Source organism: Okeania sp. (assembly GCF_035285525.1).
Lineage (GTDB): Bacteria > Cyanobacteriota > Cyanobacteriia > Cyanobacteriales > Microcoleaceae > Trichodesmium.
This window is the reverse complement of sequence record NZ_JAYKGW010000182.1, coordinates 1-15,163: the sequence shown is the minus strand read 5'-3', so window position 1 is coordinate 15,163 and position 15,163 is coordinate 1. Positions and strand designations below refer to the sequence as shown.

At 33.1% G+C, this 15,163-nt stretch carries 13 protein-coding genes; 6 read left to right on the top strand and 7 right to left on the bottom strand.

What is annotated here, in order from left to right; translation table 11 throughout:
• The first annotated feature begins 232 nt into the window (after nt 1–232).
• Both VKJ25_RS17735 and VKJ25_RS17730 read left to right on the top strand, forming a co-directional pair.
• Complete coding sequence (locus VKJ25_RS17735; protein WP_324237965.1) at nt 233–802, top strand: pilus assembly FimT family protein; 570 nt, start codon at nt 233–235, stop codon at nt 800–802.
• Between the two features lie 448 nt (nt 803–1,250).
• Nucleotides 1,251–1,949, top strand: a complete 699-nt coding sequence (locus VKJ25_RS17730) for a prepilin-type N-terminal cleavage/methylation domain-containing protein (RefSeq protein WP_324237964.1) — start codon at nt 1,251–1,253, stop codon at nt 1,947–1,949.
• 119 nt (nt 1,950–2,068) lie between these two features.
• Here the strand turns inward: VKJ25_RS17730 and VKJ25_RS17725 are convergent, their stop codons facing one another.
• The 5 genes from VKJ25_RS17725 to VKJ25_RS17705 all read right to left on the bottom strand — a co-directional run bounded on the left by VKJ25_RS17725 (nt 2,069) and on the right by VKJ25_RS17705 (nt 8,854).
• Nucleotides 2,069–2,275 carry a hypothetical protein gene (locus VKJ25_RS17725; protein WP_324237963.1) on the bottom strand — a complete coding sequence of 69 codons (207 nt, stop codon included), beginning with the start codon at nt 2,273–2,275 and terminating at the stop codon, nt 2,069–2,071.
• Between the two features lie 7 nt (nt 2,276–2,282).
• Nucleotides 2,283–2,954 (bottom strand): hypothetical protein, encoded by a 672-nt coding sequence (locus VKJ25_RS17720; RefSeq protein WP_324237962.1) that lies wholly within the window; start codon nt 2,952–2,954, stop codon nt 2,283–2,285.
• 1 nt (nt 2,955) lies between these two features.
• Nucleotides 2,956–4,272 carry a DNA methyltransferase gene (locus tag VKJ25_RS17715; protein WP_324237961.1) on the bottom strand — a complete coding sequence of 439 codons (1,317 nt, stop codon included), beginning with the start codon at nt 4,270–4,272 and terminating at the stop codon, nt 2,956–2,958.
• 285 nt (nt 4,273–4,557) lie between these two features.
• A complete protein-coding gene (locus VKJ25_RS17710; protein ID WP_324237960.1) occupies nt 4,558–8,208 on the bottom strand; it encodes a tetratricopeptide repeat protein in 3,651 nt (1,216 codons plus the stop codon).
• A 304-nt stretch (nt 8,209–8,512) separates the two neighbouring features.
• A complete protein-coding gene (locus VKJ25_RS17705; protein ID WP_324237959.1) occupies nt 8,513–8,854 on the bottom strand; it encodes a TIGR03792 family protein in 342 nt (113 codons plus the stop codon).
• Between the two features lie 308 nt (nt 8,855–9,162).
• On the opposite strand from VKJ25_RS17705, the gene rpiA reads away from it, so the two are divergent.
• Nucleotides 9,163–9,876 carry a ribose-5-phosphate isomerase RpiA gene (gene rpiA / locus VKJ25_RS17700; RefSeq protein ID WP_324237958.1) on the top strand — a complete coding sequence of 238 codons (714 nt, stop codon included), beginning with the start codon at nt 9,163–9,165 and terminating at the stop codon, nt 9,874–9,876.
• A gap of 574 nt (nt 9,877–10,450) precedes the next feature.
• On the opposite strand, the gene pirA is transcribed toward rpiA, so the two are convergent.
• Nucleotides 10,451–10,615, bottom strand: a complete 165-nt coding sequence (gene pirA / locus VKJ25_RS17695) for an arginine synthesis PII-interacting regulator PirA (RefSeq protein WP_324237957.1) — start codon at nt 10,613–10,615, stop codon at nt 10,451–10,453.
• A 788-nt stretch (nt 10,616–11,403) separates the two neighbouring features.
• On the opposite strand from pirA, the gene VKJ25_RS17690 reads away from it, so the two are divergent.
• The 3 genes from VKJ25_RS17690 (at nt 11,404) to VKJ25_RS17680 (ending at nt 14,501) form a co-directional block, all read left to right on the top strand.
• A complete protein-coding gene (locus VKJ25_RS17690) occupies nt 11,404–12,981 on the top strand; it encodes an NAD(P)H-quinone oxidoreductase subunit N (RefSeq protein WP_375340342.1) in 1,578 nt (525 codons plus the stop codon).
• An 842-nt stretch (nt 12,982–13,823) separates the two neighbouring features.
• The gene (locus tag VKJ25_RS17685; RefSeq protein WP_324237956.1) at nt 13,824–14,309 is read left to right on the top strand and encodes a hypothetical protein; all 486 of its coding nucleotides are present in this window, start codon (nt 13,824–13,826) and stop codon (nt 14,307–14,309) included.
• A 39-nt stretch (nt 14,310–14,348) separates the two neighbouring features.
• On the top strand, nt 14,349–14,501 hold the full coding sequence (locus VKJ25_RS17680) for a hypothetical protein (RefSeq protein ID WP_324237955.1): 153 nt from the start codon (nt 14,349–14,351) through the stop codon (nt 14,499–14,501).
• Here the strand turns inward: VKJ25_RS17680 and VKJ25_RS17675 are convergent.
• A partial coding sequence (locus VKJ25_RS17675; RefSeq protein WP_324237954.1) for a formylglycine-generating enzyme family protein occupies nt 14,491–15,163 on the bottom strand: 673 nt, incomplete at its 5' end. The two genes, VKJ25_RS17680 and VKJ25_RS17675, sit on opposite strands and share 11 nt — an antisense overlap.

The window sequence follows — 15,163 nt, the reverse complement described above, 5'->3', positions numbered from 1 at the left end:
AATTTAGGACTTATGGAAAGAAACCCAGTTTCTAAAAGTATTAGGACTTACGCATAAATGCTATTGGTAGGGTGTGTTTTGTGTTCTGCAAAGCTCCGCTTTATATGTCGGCTCAAGCGCCGAAACGCTACGCGACATGTAATAGCGTACAAAGCACAACGCACCAAGACTCTATATAATGCCTTCGCGTCAGTCCTGAGTATCAAACAATTTGTAAGAAAAATTAACTAATATGAAACCTTTGAATTTATTAAAAATATTACTACGCAGTCGCTCAAAGACATCTACTGTTGGTTTTTCTATAGTAGAATTAGTAGTAGTAGTTCTGATAATCGGTATCTTGAGCGCGATCGCTGCTCCTGGTTGGAATGCTTTTATTAATAGACAACGCACTCGTACGGTTAATGATGCAGTATTTCAAGCTTTAAGAAAAGCACAAAGTCAAGCTAAGTCGAAAAAGGAGGATGTAATTGTTACGTTCACTCCTACTTCTACTAAAGACCCTCCAGAGGTGAAAATAGGAGACCTTCCCCAAGAAAAGCTAAATGCTAATGGTGAAATCAAAGCAGAAATGGTTAAATTAGTTGTCAAAGAATGTCAAACTAAAGATGCTGATAATAATTGTACCGCTTATCAAGATGTTACAAGTATCTCTTTTAATTATCTTGGTGCGTTAGATAATGAAGATAACTTACCTTTTGCTGTTACAGTTTCTACAGCAAATAATGGATTTAAACGATGTGTAATTGTGGAAACCTTACTTGGTGGGATGAGAACAGCAGAAGATACTAATTGCCCATAATTTAATTTACATACGAAAAAAAGCGATAACTCTGTAGGGACGTTGCATAACAAAAATGCGTTACATGTCGCGCAGCGATACGTCCCTACTTTGGTTTATTCAAATGAAAATCGCTGCTCTACTTACCACAAAATAACTGCCCTGTCAAACTTATTCTAGGTTAACGACAGGGCAATTTTTTTATTCAAAAATATCACCCTGTTTTATTAAATTTGATTGCATACTTGCATAATTATTCTATCAAATCTAATTGCATACTTGCATAATTATTTTATTAATTCCAGTTCCATACTTGCATAATTATTTTATCAAATCTAATTGCATACTTGCATACTTAAGTATAGTATAGATTTATAAAGATATATTTTATAACCCGGTTCTATGTTTGACATTAAATTATTAATCAGTAAAATACTTTAATGTTAAATAACAGGATATCAGGGTGAAAATGAACGGAAAAACATTGCGATTTGTCAAATCAACTCTTATTAAAAATCTATCAGAAAAATCACTGAAAGAACCAGAAACAGGATATAGTCTGTTAGAATTAATATTTGTTGTTCTCATTATTGGTATTTTGGCAGCGATCGCTGCCCCTGGTTGGAATGCTTTTATTAATAGACAACGCACCCGCACCTCCAATGATAGAATATATCAAGCTATGTTGAAAGCTAAACGCAATGCTACGAGAGATAAAACCGCTTGGCAAGCAAGTTTCCAAGAAACCACCAATGCAGAAGGTCAACCTGTTATTAAGTGGGCAGTACATAAAGCAACGACAGTCCCCAACGATGTGCCAACTTCAACTTGGGAATATTTGGAACCTGGTATTGAGATAGACGACAACGAGAAAAATGACAAGGACAAATATGAAACTACGCTACGAATAGTTAAACCTGACACTAATAAAGTTACTACCAACAAAACAGACCCTATCTATCGCGCTCTTTTTAACTACAAGGGTTGTCCAGTTTACAATCCTACGGATCAATGTACCCAAACTAGCATTCAAGCACAAGGACGTATAGCCATTAAACCCCAAAATCAAGATAAACCTAAAAGATGTGTGATTATTTCTACTCTGATAGGGGGAATGCGAACTGGAGAAGATCATGATAATGCTGTGGATGGAAAATACTGTCATTAAAATGGACTAAATTATGTAAGGATTTGCAGAAGAAATTTTTTTTAAGGATTAGAGGAGTGGGGAGTAAACCCACCCCTTTCCCAGGAGGGGAAGTCAGGAAGAATAACGAGTTGTTGAATTTAATCAATAATAGGTCGTAAGTCAGCAAGTTGATAAGTGCGTAAAAATTGAATGACGTTTTGCTTATCTGTAAATTTTCCTTCAATGCGATGGCCTGTATTATAATTAATCTGAATTTCGTATTTTACTAATGGTTGTAAACCTGAGTTACCTTGATATGTTTCTATAAATTTAATAGCATCTTTTACTGAATTATACTCAAACATATTTGCCTCAATGGCAAACTTTAATAGAAGTAATTTTTCTAGTAATATAGTACCTAAGTTGGGTAATAAATTTTGCAACTACGTCTGAATTTAACTCAACCAATTTATTAGCAATATTAATATAATTTTCTCTAGGCAAAGTTTGACATCTACTCACTTTTTCAACAAACTCAGCATCAGGAGTTTTCTCATCAAAATAGGCATTAATACCAACAAATTCAAATGATTGAATAATAGTATTATAAGGGAAGTAAGCTATTGTAAACCCAAGAGAATGTAATTGATTTAAAGAATTTTCAGTAAAACATCCAGCTAAAATTACTCCAATAAATGGAGCAGCATTTTGATGAGCAGCAACCAGTGGGAGAATAGCTCCCTGAATTTCTTGTGCCTTATTTCGAGAATGCTTTGTGTAGCGACGCCAAGCAGTTTCTATAAATGCCACTGGCGTTCCTATTTGTGTATCGCTACCTGCATTTTCTAATACAAAATCTAAATCATGCTGGTTTCCGTATAAGTCTACCCAACTAACTTTTTTTCCTTTCCTTGCCGATCGAGAACCTTTTTTATCTAAATAAAGTTGATTTTCTCTAGCAAAATTTTCCAATATAGATTCAATAGATATTTCTAAAATATCACCAATAATTTGCCCAAATTGATGTGCTGGAGATTTAGCCATATTATCCTTCCACCCAGAGAATTCCTTCGTGAAGTGGAACCCTATGTTTACGGTTTTTCCATTTCACATTTCTATCTCTAATTTTCTCAAATTTATAAGACTTAAATCCAGCAGAAATAGCTAGCTTACCTAACCATTTGTCCACTGGAACATAGATGCCATAAGGAGCAGAATCTCCTATTATAAAGCAAACTAAACAACCTTCTTGAGTTAGCCGTCGCAAAGTTATCCAAACTTCAGCCATATCACTGAAATAAGCAGCAATCATAGTATGATATGGTTTTTTACCTCCATGATTTTTTCTTTCATCAGCTAATAACTGACAAGTCTCAGTAATTTCTTGATAAATTGGCAAAAGTTTATGTTGAGCGAGGATATTATCAATCTCTTTATTTAAGTCAGAAATATGCTGAGTACAGGAACGAATTAGATATTGACGTACAGCAGTTTGTAAGTCTCCCCAATTGTTAATTTCTCGAAAAAAACTCATTTCTAATCTAGTAGCATCTGCATAATCATAGTTATTAGCATAAGGGGGAGAGGTAATGACTAAATCTGCCCATTTATTATTAACTGAATTACATTTTCTAGCATCTTCACAATATAATATTGCTCTCTTATTTAATTGATATTGTTGTTGTTTAGCCATGTCACTACTCATCAAGTAAATCTTAGTTAAAAATGCTTCGTAAGGGTCAGTTATTTTAGCTTTATTTTTCTTTGGTAAAACATATTGCCATTGAGCAGTTCCCACAGGAGAACATTCTCTTAAAATTCCAGTTAGTGCTAACCATGAAAGTTGAGAAAAATAGCTATTATCTTCAGTATTTTTCCATGCTTTTAACAAACTATCTAATTTGGATAAAATTAGAGGAGGAAAGCATTTATGAATTAAAGTTGGATAATCGTCAAAGTTGTTGATATTTTCTTTTTGGTAAATAGTTTGAGCATTTGCCAAAATACCCATTGCATAATCTCTAAAATCTTGATAGTTTTCTCTCCAATAAAGTTTTGCTTGAGCAATACGGGCAACAAAAGGATGAGCTTCAATTCCTATTGCTTCAATATTACAAAATTCGGCAGCTAAAAGTGTAGTTCCAGAACCTACAAATGGGTCGATTATTCTTTGTCTACTTTTGACTTTTTCTGTTTGGATTAATTCTTTTACCCAGTTAGCAGAAAATCCTGCTGAATAACCAAACCATCTATGAATGGGAAGGGATAAATTATCAGAGAAAGTAGGTGTTTGATGATGATAATTTTCTGATTTGTCAACAGGAAATAATTCTAACTGTCTGGGAAATAAGGGTTGATTCATAATTTAATTTATTTTTATTGAAACATAGGGATAAGCAATGATTTATGAGATATTAGGGAATAGGGAATAGTAAAGAAGGAAAAACAACATTAAATAGTAGTAAACATAAGGATATATGGCATTCAATACAGCGCTTTTTTACCATAAAAAAAACTCAATCTAGATTTACATCTCATTTTAAAACACTATAGCTGATAGCTAATAGCTGAAGGCTAAATGCTTACCCTTATTAATTATTAATTATTACTTATTAATTATTATTTCTTCCTTCTTTCTTCTTTCTTCTTATTTATTCCTTAGTTCAGCAAATACCTGATACATCTCTTTTGCTAATTTTTGAGGATTCCATAAAGGCGCTAAATTACCTGGATTTTTTGACTTTTGCAAATGTTCGCGGACTGCATTTCTTAAACTATTATTTTGACCTAATTTAATGCCCCATTCTGTATATTCTTCCCAACTCCAAGCAACTCCTATATCTAAATTTATATTCTGCAAAAATGAGTAACCCATTCGAGATAAATATTGTTCGCCAGCTCTAGTTATTATTGGTAAATTTGACCATAAAGCTTCTAAATTATGAGTACCACCATTATAAGGATAAGAGTCTAATAAAGCATCGGCTATCTGATAAATTGCTCGATGTTCTTCTTCGGTTTTTGTTTGCCCTAAAAAGATAATTCGGTTAAAATCTACACCTAAATTTTCACATTCTTGACGATAAGTTTGATAAATTATATCAACATCTCCTTGACCTTTTCTAATTAATATGCTTTCTGGAGTATATTGTAAAATTTTCAGTTGAGCGCGTACCATTTCAGGATTAGTTTTTCGCCCCGGTGCTACACACAAATAAACCATTTTATCTGAGTCTATTCCGAGACTATTTCTAGTAGAATTTCTATCAACAGAAAGACTATCAAAACCACCGACAGCTACAGATGTTTCTGGTAATCTAATTAACTTTTCTAAATAATATTTTTCTCTTCCTTGAGGATGGGTATACCAGTCACATAAAAAGTAGTTATTTTCAGAAATATAGGGTGCATCAAAACCTAACCAAGAAACACAAACTGGTGCTGGTTTTTCATAGAGAATATGAACATTAACTGGTAATGTCATTGAATCTAAATCTACTACTATATCTAATTTATCTTCTAATATTTTGGCGGTAATTTCTTCATAGGAAGGAAAGCCATGAGGATATTTTTTCGGCCAATAAGTTTTAACAGACATTTGTTCAAATCTTTGAGTAATATCGTCTCTCTTCAACGGACCTGTAATATAGAGATGAAGGTCTGGTGTAATTTGAGATAATTCTCTGATTAAAGCTTCGGTACACCAACCTACTGAATGACGACGAAAATGTTTGGAAAGGAATCCTATTTTTAAGGGTTGAGAAGTAGAAGTATTAGTTTTTGGGGTTTGATAAATTTTGGTTCGATTTTGATAATATTGTTTGGCAATTAATTTGTAAAAATTAGCGTTTTGTTCTAAGTCATCTCTGAGGTGAGGAACGGCAAATAAGAAAATTTCATAGAGTAGTTTTGTTTCTATTTCACCGAAAGTTTCAACTCTCTGATAACAGATTTTTTCTACTTCTGAAAGCTTGGAGTTTGCTATGTCACTTACTCCTGATTGGAAGTAGGAAAATAAGAAGGCAACTCCTGAAAGAATAGGAGCTATTTCTCCACAATGATTATAGAAGTTATCGGCAGCTTTTCTCGCTTCAGCAAGTTTAGTTGTATGACTTAGTAAATCACATAATTGTTGATGAGCTTCGACAAATTTTGGTTTGGCTTGGATGGCTTTTTCAAATAAAGCGATCGCTTCTTCCATTTTGTCTTGTTTAATAATATGACCAATGCGAGAGTAAACTTCTGCCCAGTTTGGTTTAAGTTCTAATGCTTGATAATATTTTTGTAGTGCTAATTCTAATAATCCTTTATTGGAAAGTGCTGTTCCTAAGTTGGCATAAGCATCATAAGATTTAGGGTTATATTTAATGGCTTCTTGATAATGATATATTGCTTGGTCATAGTCGCCTTTTAGCAATAAGTTATTTGCTAATTTTTCATGTAAATGTTTGAAGTCTGGATTAATATTTAGTGCTTTTTGATAATATTTAATTGCTGTTTCTTTATTTCCTTGTTTACCTAAAATATTAGCTAGACTACTATAAGCTTCGGTATGATCTGGCTTGAGATTAATTGCTCTTTGATAATACTTAATTGCTTCATTAGTTTTACTCAGTTTAACTAGAGTATTACCTAATTTAAAGTGAAAGTTTGCTTCGACTATATCTGGTTGAATTTTTAATGCTTTTTCCCAAGCTTCAAGAGCTTCATCAACTTTTCCTAAATGTTGAAATAGTTTACCAATGTTCCAATAAATACCAGCTAAATTAGGTTTTAGTTCGACAGCTTTTTGATAATGAAAAAGTGCTTGTTTATATTGACCTAATTGGAAATAGACACTACCAATATTTCCCTGAACTTCTGCAACTTCTGGTTCAATTTTTAATGCTTGACTATAAGCATATAAAGCAGATTCTAAATTATTTTGTTGATAAAAAGCATTGCCTAAAGTTACATAACAGGGAGAATAATTCGGTTGAATTTTTAAAGCTTGTTTACAGGAGGCGATCGCCAATTCTAAATTTTTTTGTTTTAAGGCAATATTAGCTTGATTTATATAAGTTTCTACTCCGGTAAATTTTAATAATTTTTTGGCTAACTCTGACTTTAATTCTTGATTTTCCCAAGTCTTAGTTTCACCTTTTTTTTCCAGACTTTCTTCTACTTTATTTGGCAAAAGTAAATTCTCAGAAATATTGTCTAAACTCTCTATTTTTGGCTGATTAATTAAGTCTAAGGCAGTAGACTTAATCTGATAATTTTCTCTATCTACTTCCAGCAACCTTAATAATTTTTTGGCTAACTCTGACTTTAATTCTTGATTTTCCCAAGTCTTAGTTTCACCTTTTTTTTCCAGATTTTTTTTAACCTCATCTGGGTAAGGTAAATTATCGTAATTCTTCTCTAAACTATCTAATTTTTCATCAGGAATTAAATTTAAAGTACCAGATTGAACTCCATTTTCTGCATTAACACTAATAGCTTCTATATTTTGTTTTTCCCTTAATTTTTCCTTGTCTAAAAAAATCGTTAATTTTTCCGGAATTACCAAATTAATATATTCCTTGATATTCCGATTATTTTTCCGTGCGAATTTTTGCCATTCAGAAAATAATACCTCCAATTCTTGCTTCTTAGTTTCAGGTTTTAGTAAAGTATATAACTTGGCAAAAGCACATTGATAATTTGGCTGAATAGATAAAGATTTCTCATAATAATCAAAAGCTGATTCAAGATTTCCATACAAAGCAAAAACCTCTGCTAACTTGAAATAAGCTTTATAATCTTTTGGTTTTATTTCTAGCAATTTTTGATAACAATAAACCGCCCGATCAAATTCCCCTATATGAGCAAATACATTTCCTAACATTAACTGCACAGATGCCAACTCTGGATTAATCTCTAAAGCTTTTTGATAATTAAAAATAGCTAAATCAAACTGTCTCTGTTTATAATAAACACTGCCAATATTAGCATAAACCTCTGGAAAAATTGGTTCAAACCCTAAAGCCTGATGATAAGCATTAATTGCTTTTTCAAATAAACTCTGACTTTGAAAAATATTCCCTAAAGTCAGATAAGCAGATGCAAAATTTGGTTTAATTTTAACTGCTTTTTGGCAAGCAGAAATTGCTGCATCAAAATTTTCTTGCCTCCAATATATTTCAGCTAATTTATTGTAAACTTCGACATAATCTGGTTTAATACTCAAAGCTTTTTGATAAGTAATCATTGCTGTATAAATTTGTCCAGAATCTTTCAATTTATTTGCTGTATTGAAATAATTTTCAGCTAACATTTTCTTTCCTAACCCTGATGGCGATAATATTTCAAACTGTACTTTATTTTGTCAATCTTCAGCTATCAGCTAATAGCTATAAAAATCCTAAATAGGTTGTGAGATTTTTCGTAGAAGTTTGGTTTCAAAATCCAAGCTCCAACGGGTTTCTAAACCAAACCCCTACAGTTTTTGATCGCGAATAATTTCATATTGTTATAAATACTTATATAACTAAAATAGACCTATTGCAAAAAATTTAATTATATGAATTTCAATATCTAAAATAAACAATTTAATTACCCTATTCCCTACTGCCTACTCCCTACTCCCTAATTACTGAAAGTAAATATGGACCCTGTGGGTAAGTTGTGTCAAGTTCATATTCTTTAGAGCTTAACAAAGAGTAATTTTCCACCCCAAGTGCTTCCCTAAATTTCAATTCAGTTTGAGCTAATAAAACTTGTGAAATAGACTTCCATTTCTCTCGATTTTCCCAATAAACTATAATAATAATTTCATCACTTTTATCGCTATTAAACCAGACTTCTTTTTTCAAAAAACCCGTTTGTAAAGCTAGGAAAGATGTCCAAATCTCTCCATCTTTTTGGATAAATTCTTTTTTGACACTCTCCTCAATCTTAAATTGTAGCCATTCAATTATCATGGTATTTTTAACAATAGAGAAAAAAGTATACTTGACTTGAAGTTGCTAATTAGTTTACTTAAATTAAACAGTGCTAATAATGTAAACATTTCCTGGATAATGCTGCGCAAACAGCTATTAGCACTTCAGCTATCAGCAATAAAAACCAATCTTTAAAGCTATCTATGATCAACATAAAGTTTTATGTTAATTAAAGATGTTTATAAAGTATAGTCTTAAGGTTAAGGTTTCAATCTTAAACCAAAAACAATAGCTGTTAGCTGATGGCTAAATGCTTACCTAATAATTTCGATTGGGAATATTAAAATATGATAACAGAACAAGACCCCACAAAATTAATGAAACAGCAAGTCGCTAAAGCTGCTGCTGACCGAGTAACATCTGGAACTATAGTGGGTTTAGGTAGTGGGTCAACCGCTGCTTACATGATTCAATTTTTAGGAGAACGTCTCCAAAGTGGACAACTTCAAGATATCAAAGGTATCCCTACTTCTTTTCAGTCAACCGTATTAGCTAGAAAATATGGTATACCATTAACTACTCTTGATGAGGTTGACCAAATAGATGTTGCTATTGATGGTGCTGATGAGGTTGACCCACAGAAAAATTTGATTAAGGGTGGTGGAGCAGCTCACACTCGTGAGAAAATTGTGGATTGTCTGGCAGAACAGTTTATTGTGGTGGTAGATAGTTCTAAATTGGTAGATAAATTGGGTTCTACTTTTTTGTTGCCAGTAGAAGTCATACCTACGGCAGTAAGTCCTGTTATGCGGGCGATCGCTAAATTAGGTGGTCAACCAGAATTACGAATGGCCGTGAAGAAGGCTGGTCCTGTAGTGACAGACCAAGGTAATTTGGTTATTGATGTTAAGTTTGATTATATTGATAATCCTGGGGAAATGGAAAAAAGTTTAAATAATATTCCTGGGGTTTTGGAGAATGGTTTATTTGTTGGGGTTGCGGATATAATTTTAGTGGGAGAAATTCAAGATGGGCAACCGATAATTAAGGAAATTTCTTAAAAATTAGGTTGCCAAATTTTATTGTAGGGGTTTGGTCTCCCAACTCCCAACCAGATAGGATTGAGAAATCAAGTAATAATTTTTCTGGTAGGGGTTTGGTCTCCCAACTCCCAACCAGATAGGATTGAGAAATCAAGTAATAATCTTAAAATTTAGGTTGCCAAATTTTCTGGTAGGGGTTTGGTCTCCAAACCTAGAGTCAGGGGATTTGGAAACCAAACCCCTACAGTTTTTTCACGAATCTTTTTTTATGGTTATAAATTCTTTATTGAATCAAAGACCAAAAAAAATCAACTTCAATATTTAGGGTTCTGACTTCAGTCAGAGGAACTGATATAAAAGTCGAAGCAAAGGTTAAGATATTTCTATATTTTGAAACTCTTTAATATTATACTGTTCCCTAATATTATTGTTCCCTGTTCCCACCTTCTGTGTTCCCTATTCCCTAGCGCGGTAACGCCATAACTGATAACTGAATAAAACCCGGTCTCTACAGGAAACCGGGTTTTAATCTGATTAATGAATATTAAAAATAATTGCTGGTAGATTAAATTAGATATTAAAGCAATCTGATTTAGTCCAGTAATTGTTTTTCTGCCTCTAACATTTGAACTAAATCTTGATTTCCTTTGGCTCTAGCTGCTTCCAGGCGATGAGTCAATCTTTTTTTGAGGTTTTCTTTATGAACTTGATTTAAGTTAACTAGACTTTTTGGTGTATTTCTGTTCATTATGGACATTTTTTTTCTCACTTGTGTTGTATTCGTTATTTTTTTACTCTAGCATAACTGGAAAATATCAATCAGTTTATATCTTGTAATCGAAAAATTTTTCCCAGGTAATAGTTACATAGCAAATAATTTTGGAAAACATTAAACTTCCTATCTTTGTGATAATTATCAAAGATAGTATCCCAAAATTAACTAGAAAAATTTTATTTACAAAAAATCACTATAAATCAATAAAGACAACTATTATTATTATTTAATATATTTTTGTATTCGTTTTTTATTGTTTTTAAATTTTATAATTGTACAATAATTTCCTGAAAATACTGATTTTAATGAGTATGTTTGAGCCGATACCATATATTTTTATCAAAGCCTATATTGAATTAAAAATAATTATTTTAAATTTTATTAAGAGACAGTTTGCCAAGAAAATATAGTGTCTATTAAACTATTGAAATCCTAAATTTGTCAGGACTTACACGGGAGGTACTATATATAGAGTTAAAAAACCATTGCGTATGGGGTTTTAAGCACTATATCTGGAGTTGCTGCGTAAGTCTTGTTTGTGTATTTTAGATAACAAAGACTAAGAAACGAAGAGTCGGGAGTGTGGGAAGTGTAGGAAGTGTGGAGAGTGTGGGAAGTGTGGGGAGTGTAGAATTTTCCAACTGTTCCTTGTTCCCTCCATACCTCCATACCTATTCCCTGTTTACCAGATACAAGCTAAAATCCTTTACAGTAAAGGATTATGAATTAGCAAAAATTCTTAATTACTGGAAAACTTCAAATTATCTAAAATGATAAATTTCTCTGATATTGCAGCCCAACTCAATGCGGGTACTATTCTACCAGAAGGAATAGTCCTTATTACCCTGCTAGTAGTTCTCGTTGGAGACCTGATAGTGGGACGTAATTCTACTAAATGGACTCCTTATGCTGCCATGGTTGGTCTCTTTGGAGCAATTGTGGCCTTATATACTCAATGGGACAGTACCAATACTATCGGTTTTTTAGGAGGCTTTAATGCTGATGCTCTGAGCATAGTATTTAGAGGCATTATTGCTCTATCAGCCATTGTGACTATATCAATGTCCATAGCATATATAGAACAAACTGGTACTCCACTGGGAGAATTTATTTGTATTCTACTCACTGCTACTTTGGGAGCAATGTTCCTTTCTGGAGCAGATGAGTTAGTAATGATTTTTATCTCTTTGGAAACTCTGAGTATCTCCTCTTATTTATTAACTGGTTATACCAAACGTGACCCTCGTTCCAATGAAGCAGCATTAAAATATTTACTCATTGGAGCTGCTAGTTCTGCCGTTTTTCTCTATGGCATTTCTTTACTCTATGGTTTGTCCGGTGGAGAAACTCGGTTAACAGCGATCGCCCCTGGTATAGCAAATGGAGGTAGTGGAGTTTCTTTAGCTTTAGTTATTGCTTTAGTATTTGCTATTGCGGGTATTTCTTTCAAAATTTCTGCTGTTCCTTTTCACCAATGGACTCCAGATGTTTATGAAGGTTCTCCGACTCCAGTTGTAGCGTTTCTCTCTGTAGGTTCTAAAGCAGCAGGTTTTGCTCTAGCTATTCGTTTGTTAGTTACAGCTTTCCCATTAGTTTCGGAACAATGGCATTTTGTATTTACAGCTTTAGCCATTATGAGTATGGTATTGGGTAATATCGTTGCTCTTGCCCAAACTAGCATGAAACGTCTACTTGCTTACTCATCTATTGGACAAGCTGGTTTTGTAATGATTGGTCTTTTGGCTAATACTGAAGCAGGTTACGCTAGTATGATTTTTTATATGCTAGTTTATCTGTTTATGAACTTGGGTGGTTTTACCTGTGTGATTTTATTTTCTCTCCGTACAGGTACAGACAAAATTAGTGACTATGCAGGGTTATACCAAAAAGACCCACTTTTGACATTAGGGTTAAGTCTTTGTTTATTGTCTTTGGGTGGTATACCGCCACTGGCAGGTTTCTTTGGGAAAATTTATCTGTTTTGGGCAGGTTGGCAAGCTGGATTATATTGGTTAGTTCTGTTAGGATTAATTACCAGTGTGGCTTCTATTTACTATTACATTCGTGTGGTGAAAATGATGGTGGTAAAAGAACCGCAAGAGATGTCGGATGTTATTAAGAATTATCCTCCTATTCGTTGGAACCTTCCTGGTATGCGTCCTTTACAAGTAGGATTAATTGTATCAGTTTTGGCAACTTCTTTAGCTGGAATTTTATCTAACCCTTTGTTTACTTTAGCTAATAATTCTATTGCTAAAACCCCGATGTTAAATTCGGCTTTAGTTCAGACTTTGGAAACTAATTCTGTAGTAAGTAAAGTAGATATTTCTTGGTCTTCAAAGAATTAGTTTGATTGGTGTTTAGGAAGTAAAGTTCGGAATGATAAATGTTCGACTAAATTTAGTCGAGCATTTTTTTCAGTTATCAGCTTTTTGAATTATTTTAATTCTGTACGTTTTTTTTCTAGCAAATTGTTTAAAGTCTGCTAAATTTTGTTCATTGGTATAATCGACCTAAACTACTTTAAATTATTGGATAAAAAGCAAAATTCCCACAACACCTAATCAGTTGATTAAAGCCTTATATTCTTGCTGTCTAATTTTAGTCAATTTCATCATTTTGCGCTTGTAGAATATTTATTAAATAAACCAAGTGGTTTTCTGTATTTATAGTTATTAACTTAGAATACTTTTTAGTTTTTCATAAAAGTTTATCATGGGTGTTTAAAAATACATCAAGGTTATAGATTTGAGTAAAAGCTAAGTGTAAAGCATCATATAATTGAAATCCTAGTTTAACTAAATCTAATGCTAATAGTTCTATGGTTTGATTGATATTTAGATACTCATTGGCAATAGATAAAATAGTTTTTCACTCAAAAGGCTGAGAACTGATAACTGAAATAATATCAGTATTTATTAAAGTACAATTTCAAGTTAATCAATGACAAGATTTATCCATGACCAATTCTCTAAACAATATTTAACCGAATTATTGTCTAACAGAGGTCAAGTAGAAACCAGTTAAAGATATCTCTGGAGAAATTAGACAAGCTGATGTTTATTTTATCCCTTATGCTCAGACTCCAGACAATTTATTAAATTTAGGTTTACTGGAAAAATTTGCTGTCAATGTCTGTGTTATTGAACCTTTTCGTAATGCAGTTACTCCTGGAGAAATTCGTAGTTGTTTGGGAAAATTATTTGATATTTGTGCAGGTTTAGAAAGAGAATTTAATCGCAAAAAGGAGAAAACTGATGAAATAAATTTACCTCTATTATGGATAATTACACCTACTATTCCATCGGCAATTATTGCTGGAGTTGGTGCTCAGAACCCTCCCGAATTTAATTGTTCTGGTATTTACACTTTAGGAAATATTTACAGAACTAAAATAGTAGCAGTTCATCAATTACCAAAAACTGAGGAAACTTTGTGTTTGAGAATGTTAGATAAAGGAAAAGTACAAAAGGAAGCTATTCAGGAATTAAGAAATTTATCTATTGACAGTCCGTTATATTTTAATGTGTTAGAATTAGTTTATAGTTTACTAACAATGTTGGAATTAAATGAAGGTTTAGAATCAGAAGATCAGGAGTTAATTATGGAATTATTGCCAGTTTATTTACAACGTTTAGAATATGCTACTCAACAAGGGATACAACAAGGAACATAACAAGGTTTACAACAAGGTCAAAGATTAATTGTAGAAAATTTGCTTCGGGTTCGTTTTGATTCTTTGGATGATGAATTATTAGGAATTATTGAACAATTATTAGCTTTGCCTTCTGAGGAACTTAGTCGATTAATTCTGAAGTTATCTCGTAATTATTGGCTAAGTTTCTCTGATTCATCTGCTATTTTTTGATCGCGACACGAAAACCCCTATTGTTGTTGAGGATGACCGCATTGCCGTAGTTACGTCTGGCACTGCGGCAACTTCTAGAATAGCCGTACCAGCAACCGCCACGGAGTACTCTTATATTACTATCTCCCCCAACTTCCCAAGCACTTCCGTCAGTAGGCGCTCCATTATAATTTTCGTGCCAAACATCTTGACACCATTCCCAAATATTCCCGTGCATATCATATAAACCAAAGGCATTAGGTTTAAAAGCTTCCACATTCGTCGTTTCTGCTAGATATTTTCCTTTAGGAGCATTACCATAAGGATAGTTGCCGTCATAGTTAACTAACTCAGGGGTTATAGTTTCTCCAAAATAGAAAGGAGTAGTCGTCCCTGTGCGACAGGAATATTCCCACTGACTCTCACTGGGCAAAGTATAAATTTTCCCTGTTTTCTCAGACAGTTTCTGACAAAACTCTACAGCATTTTGCCAACTCACCCATTCTACTGGGCGACTTCCTCCTTTAAAGCTAGAAGGATTATTTCCCATAATGGTTTGGTACTGGTTTTGAGTAATCGGATATTTGCTCATATAAAAAGGTTGGATAGTAACTTCATGTTGCGGACCTTCATTACTTTTTCTTTCCGCTTCATTTTCTGGCGAACCCATGAGAAAACTTCCC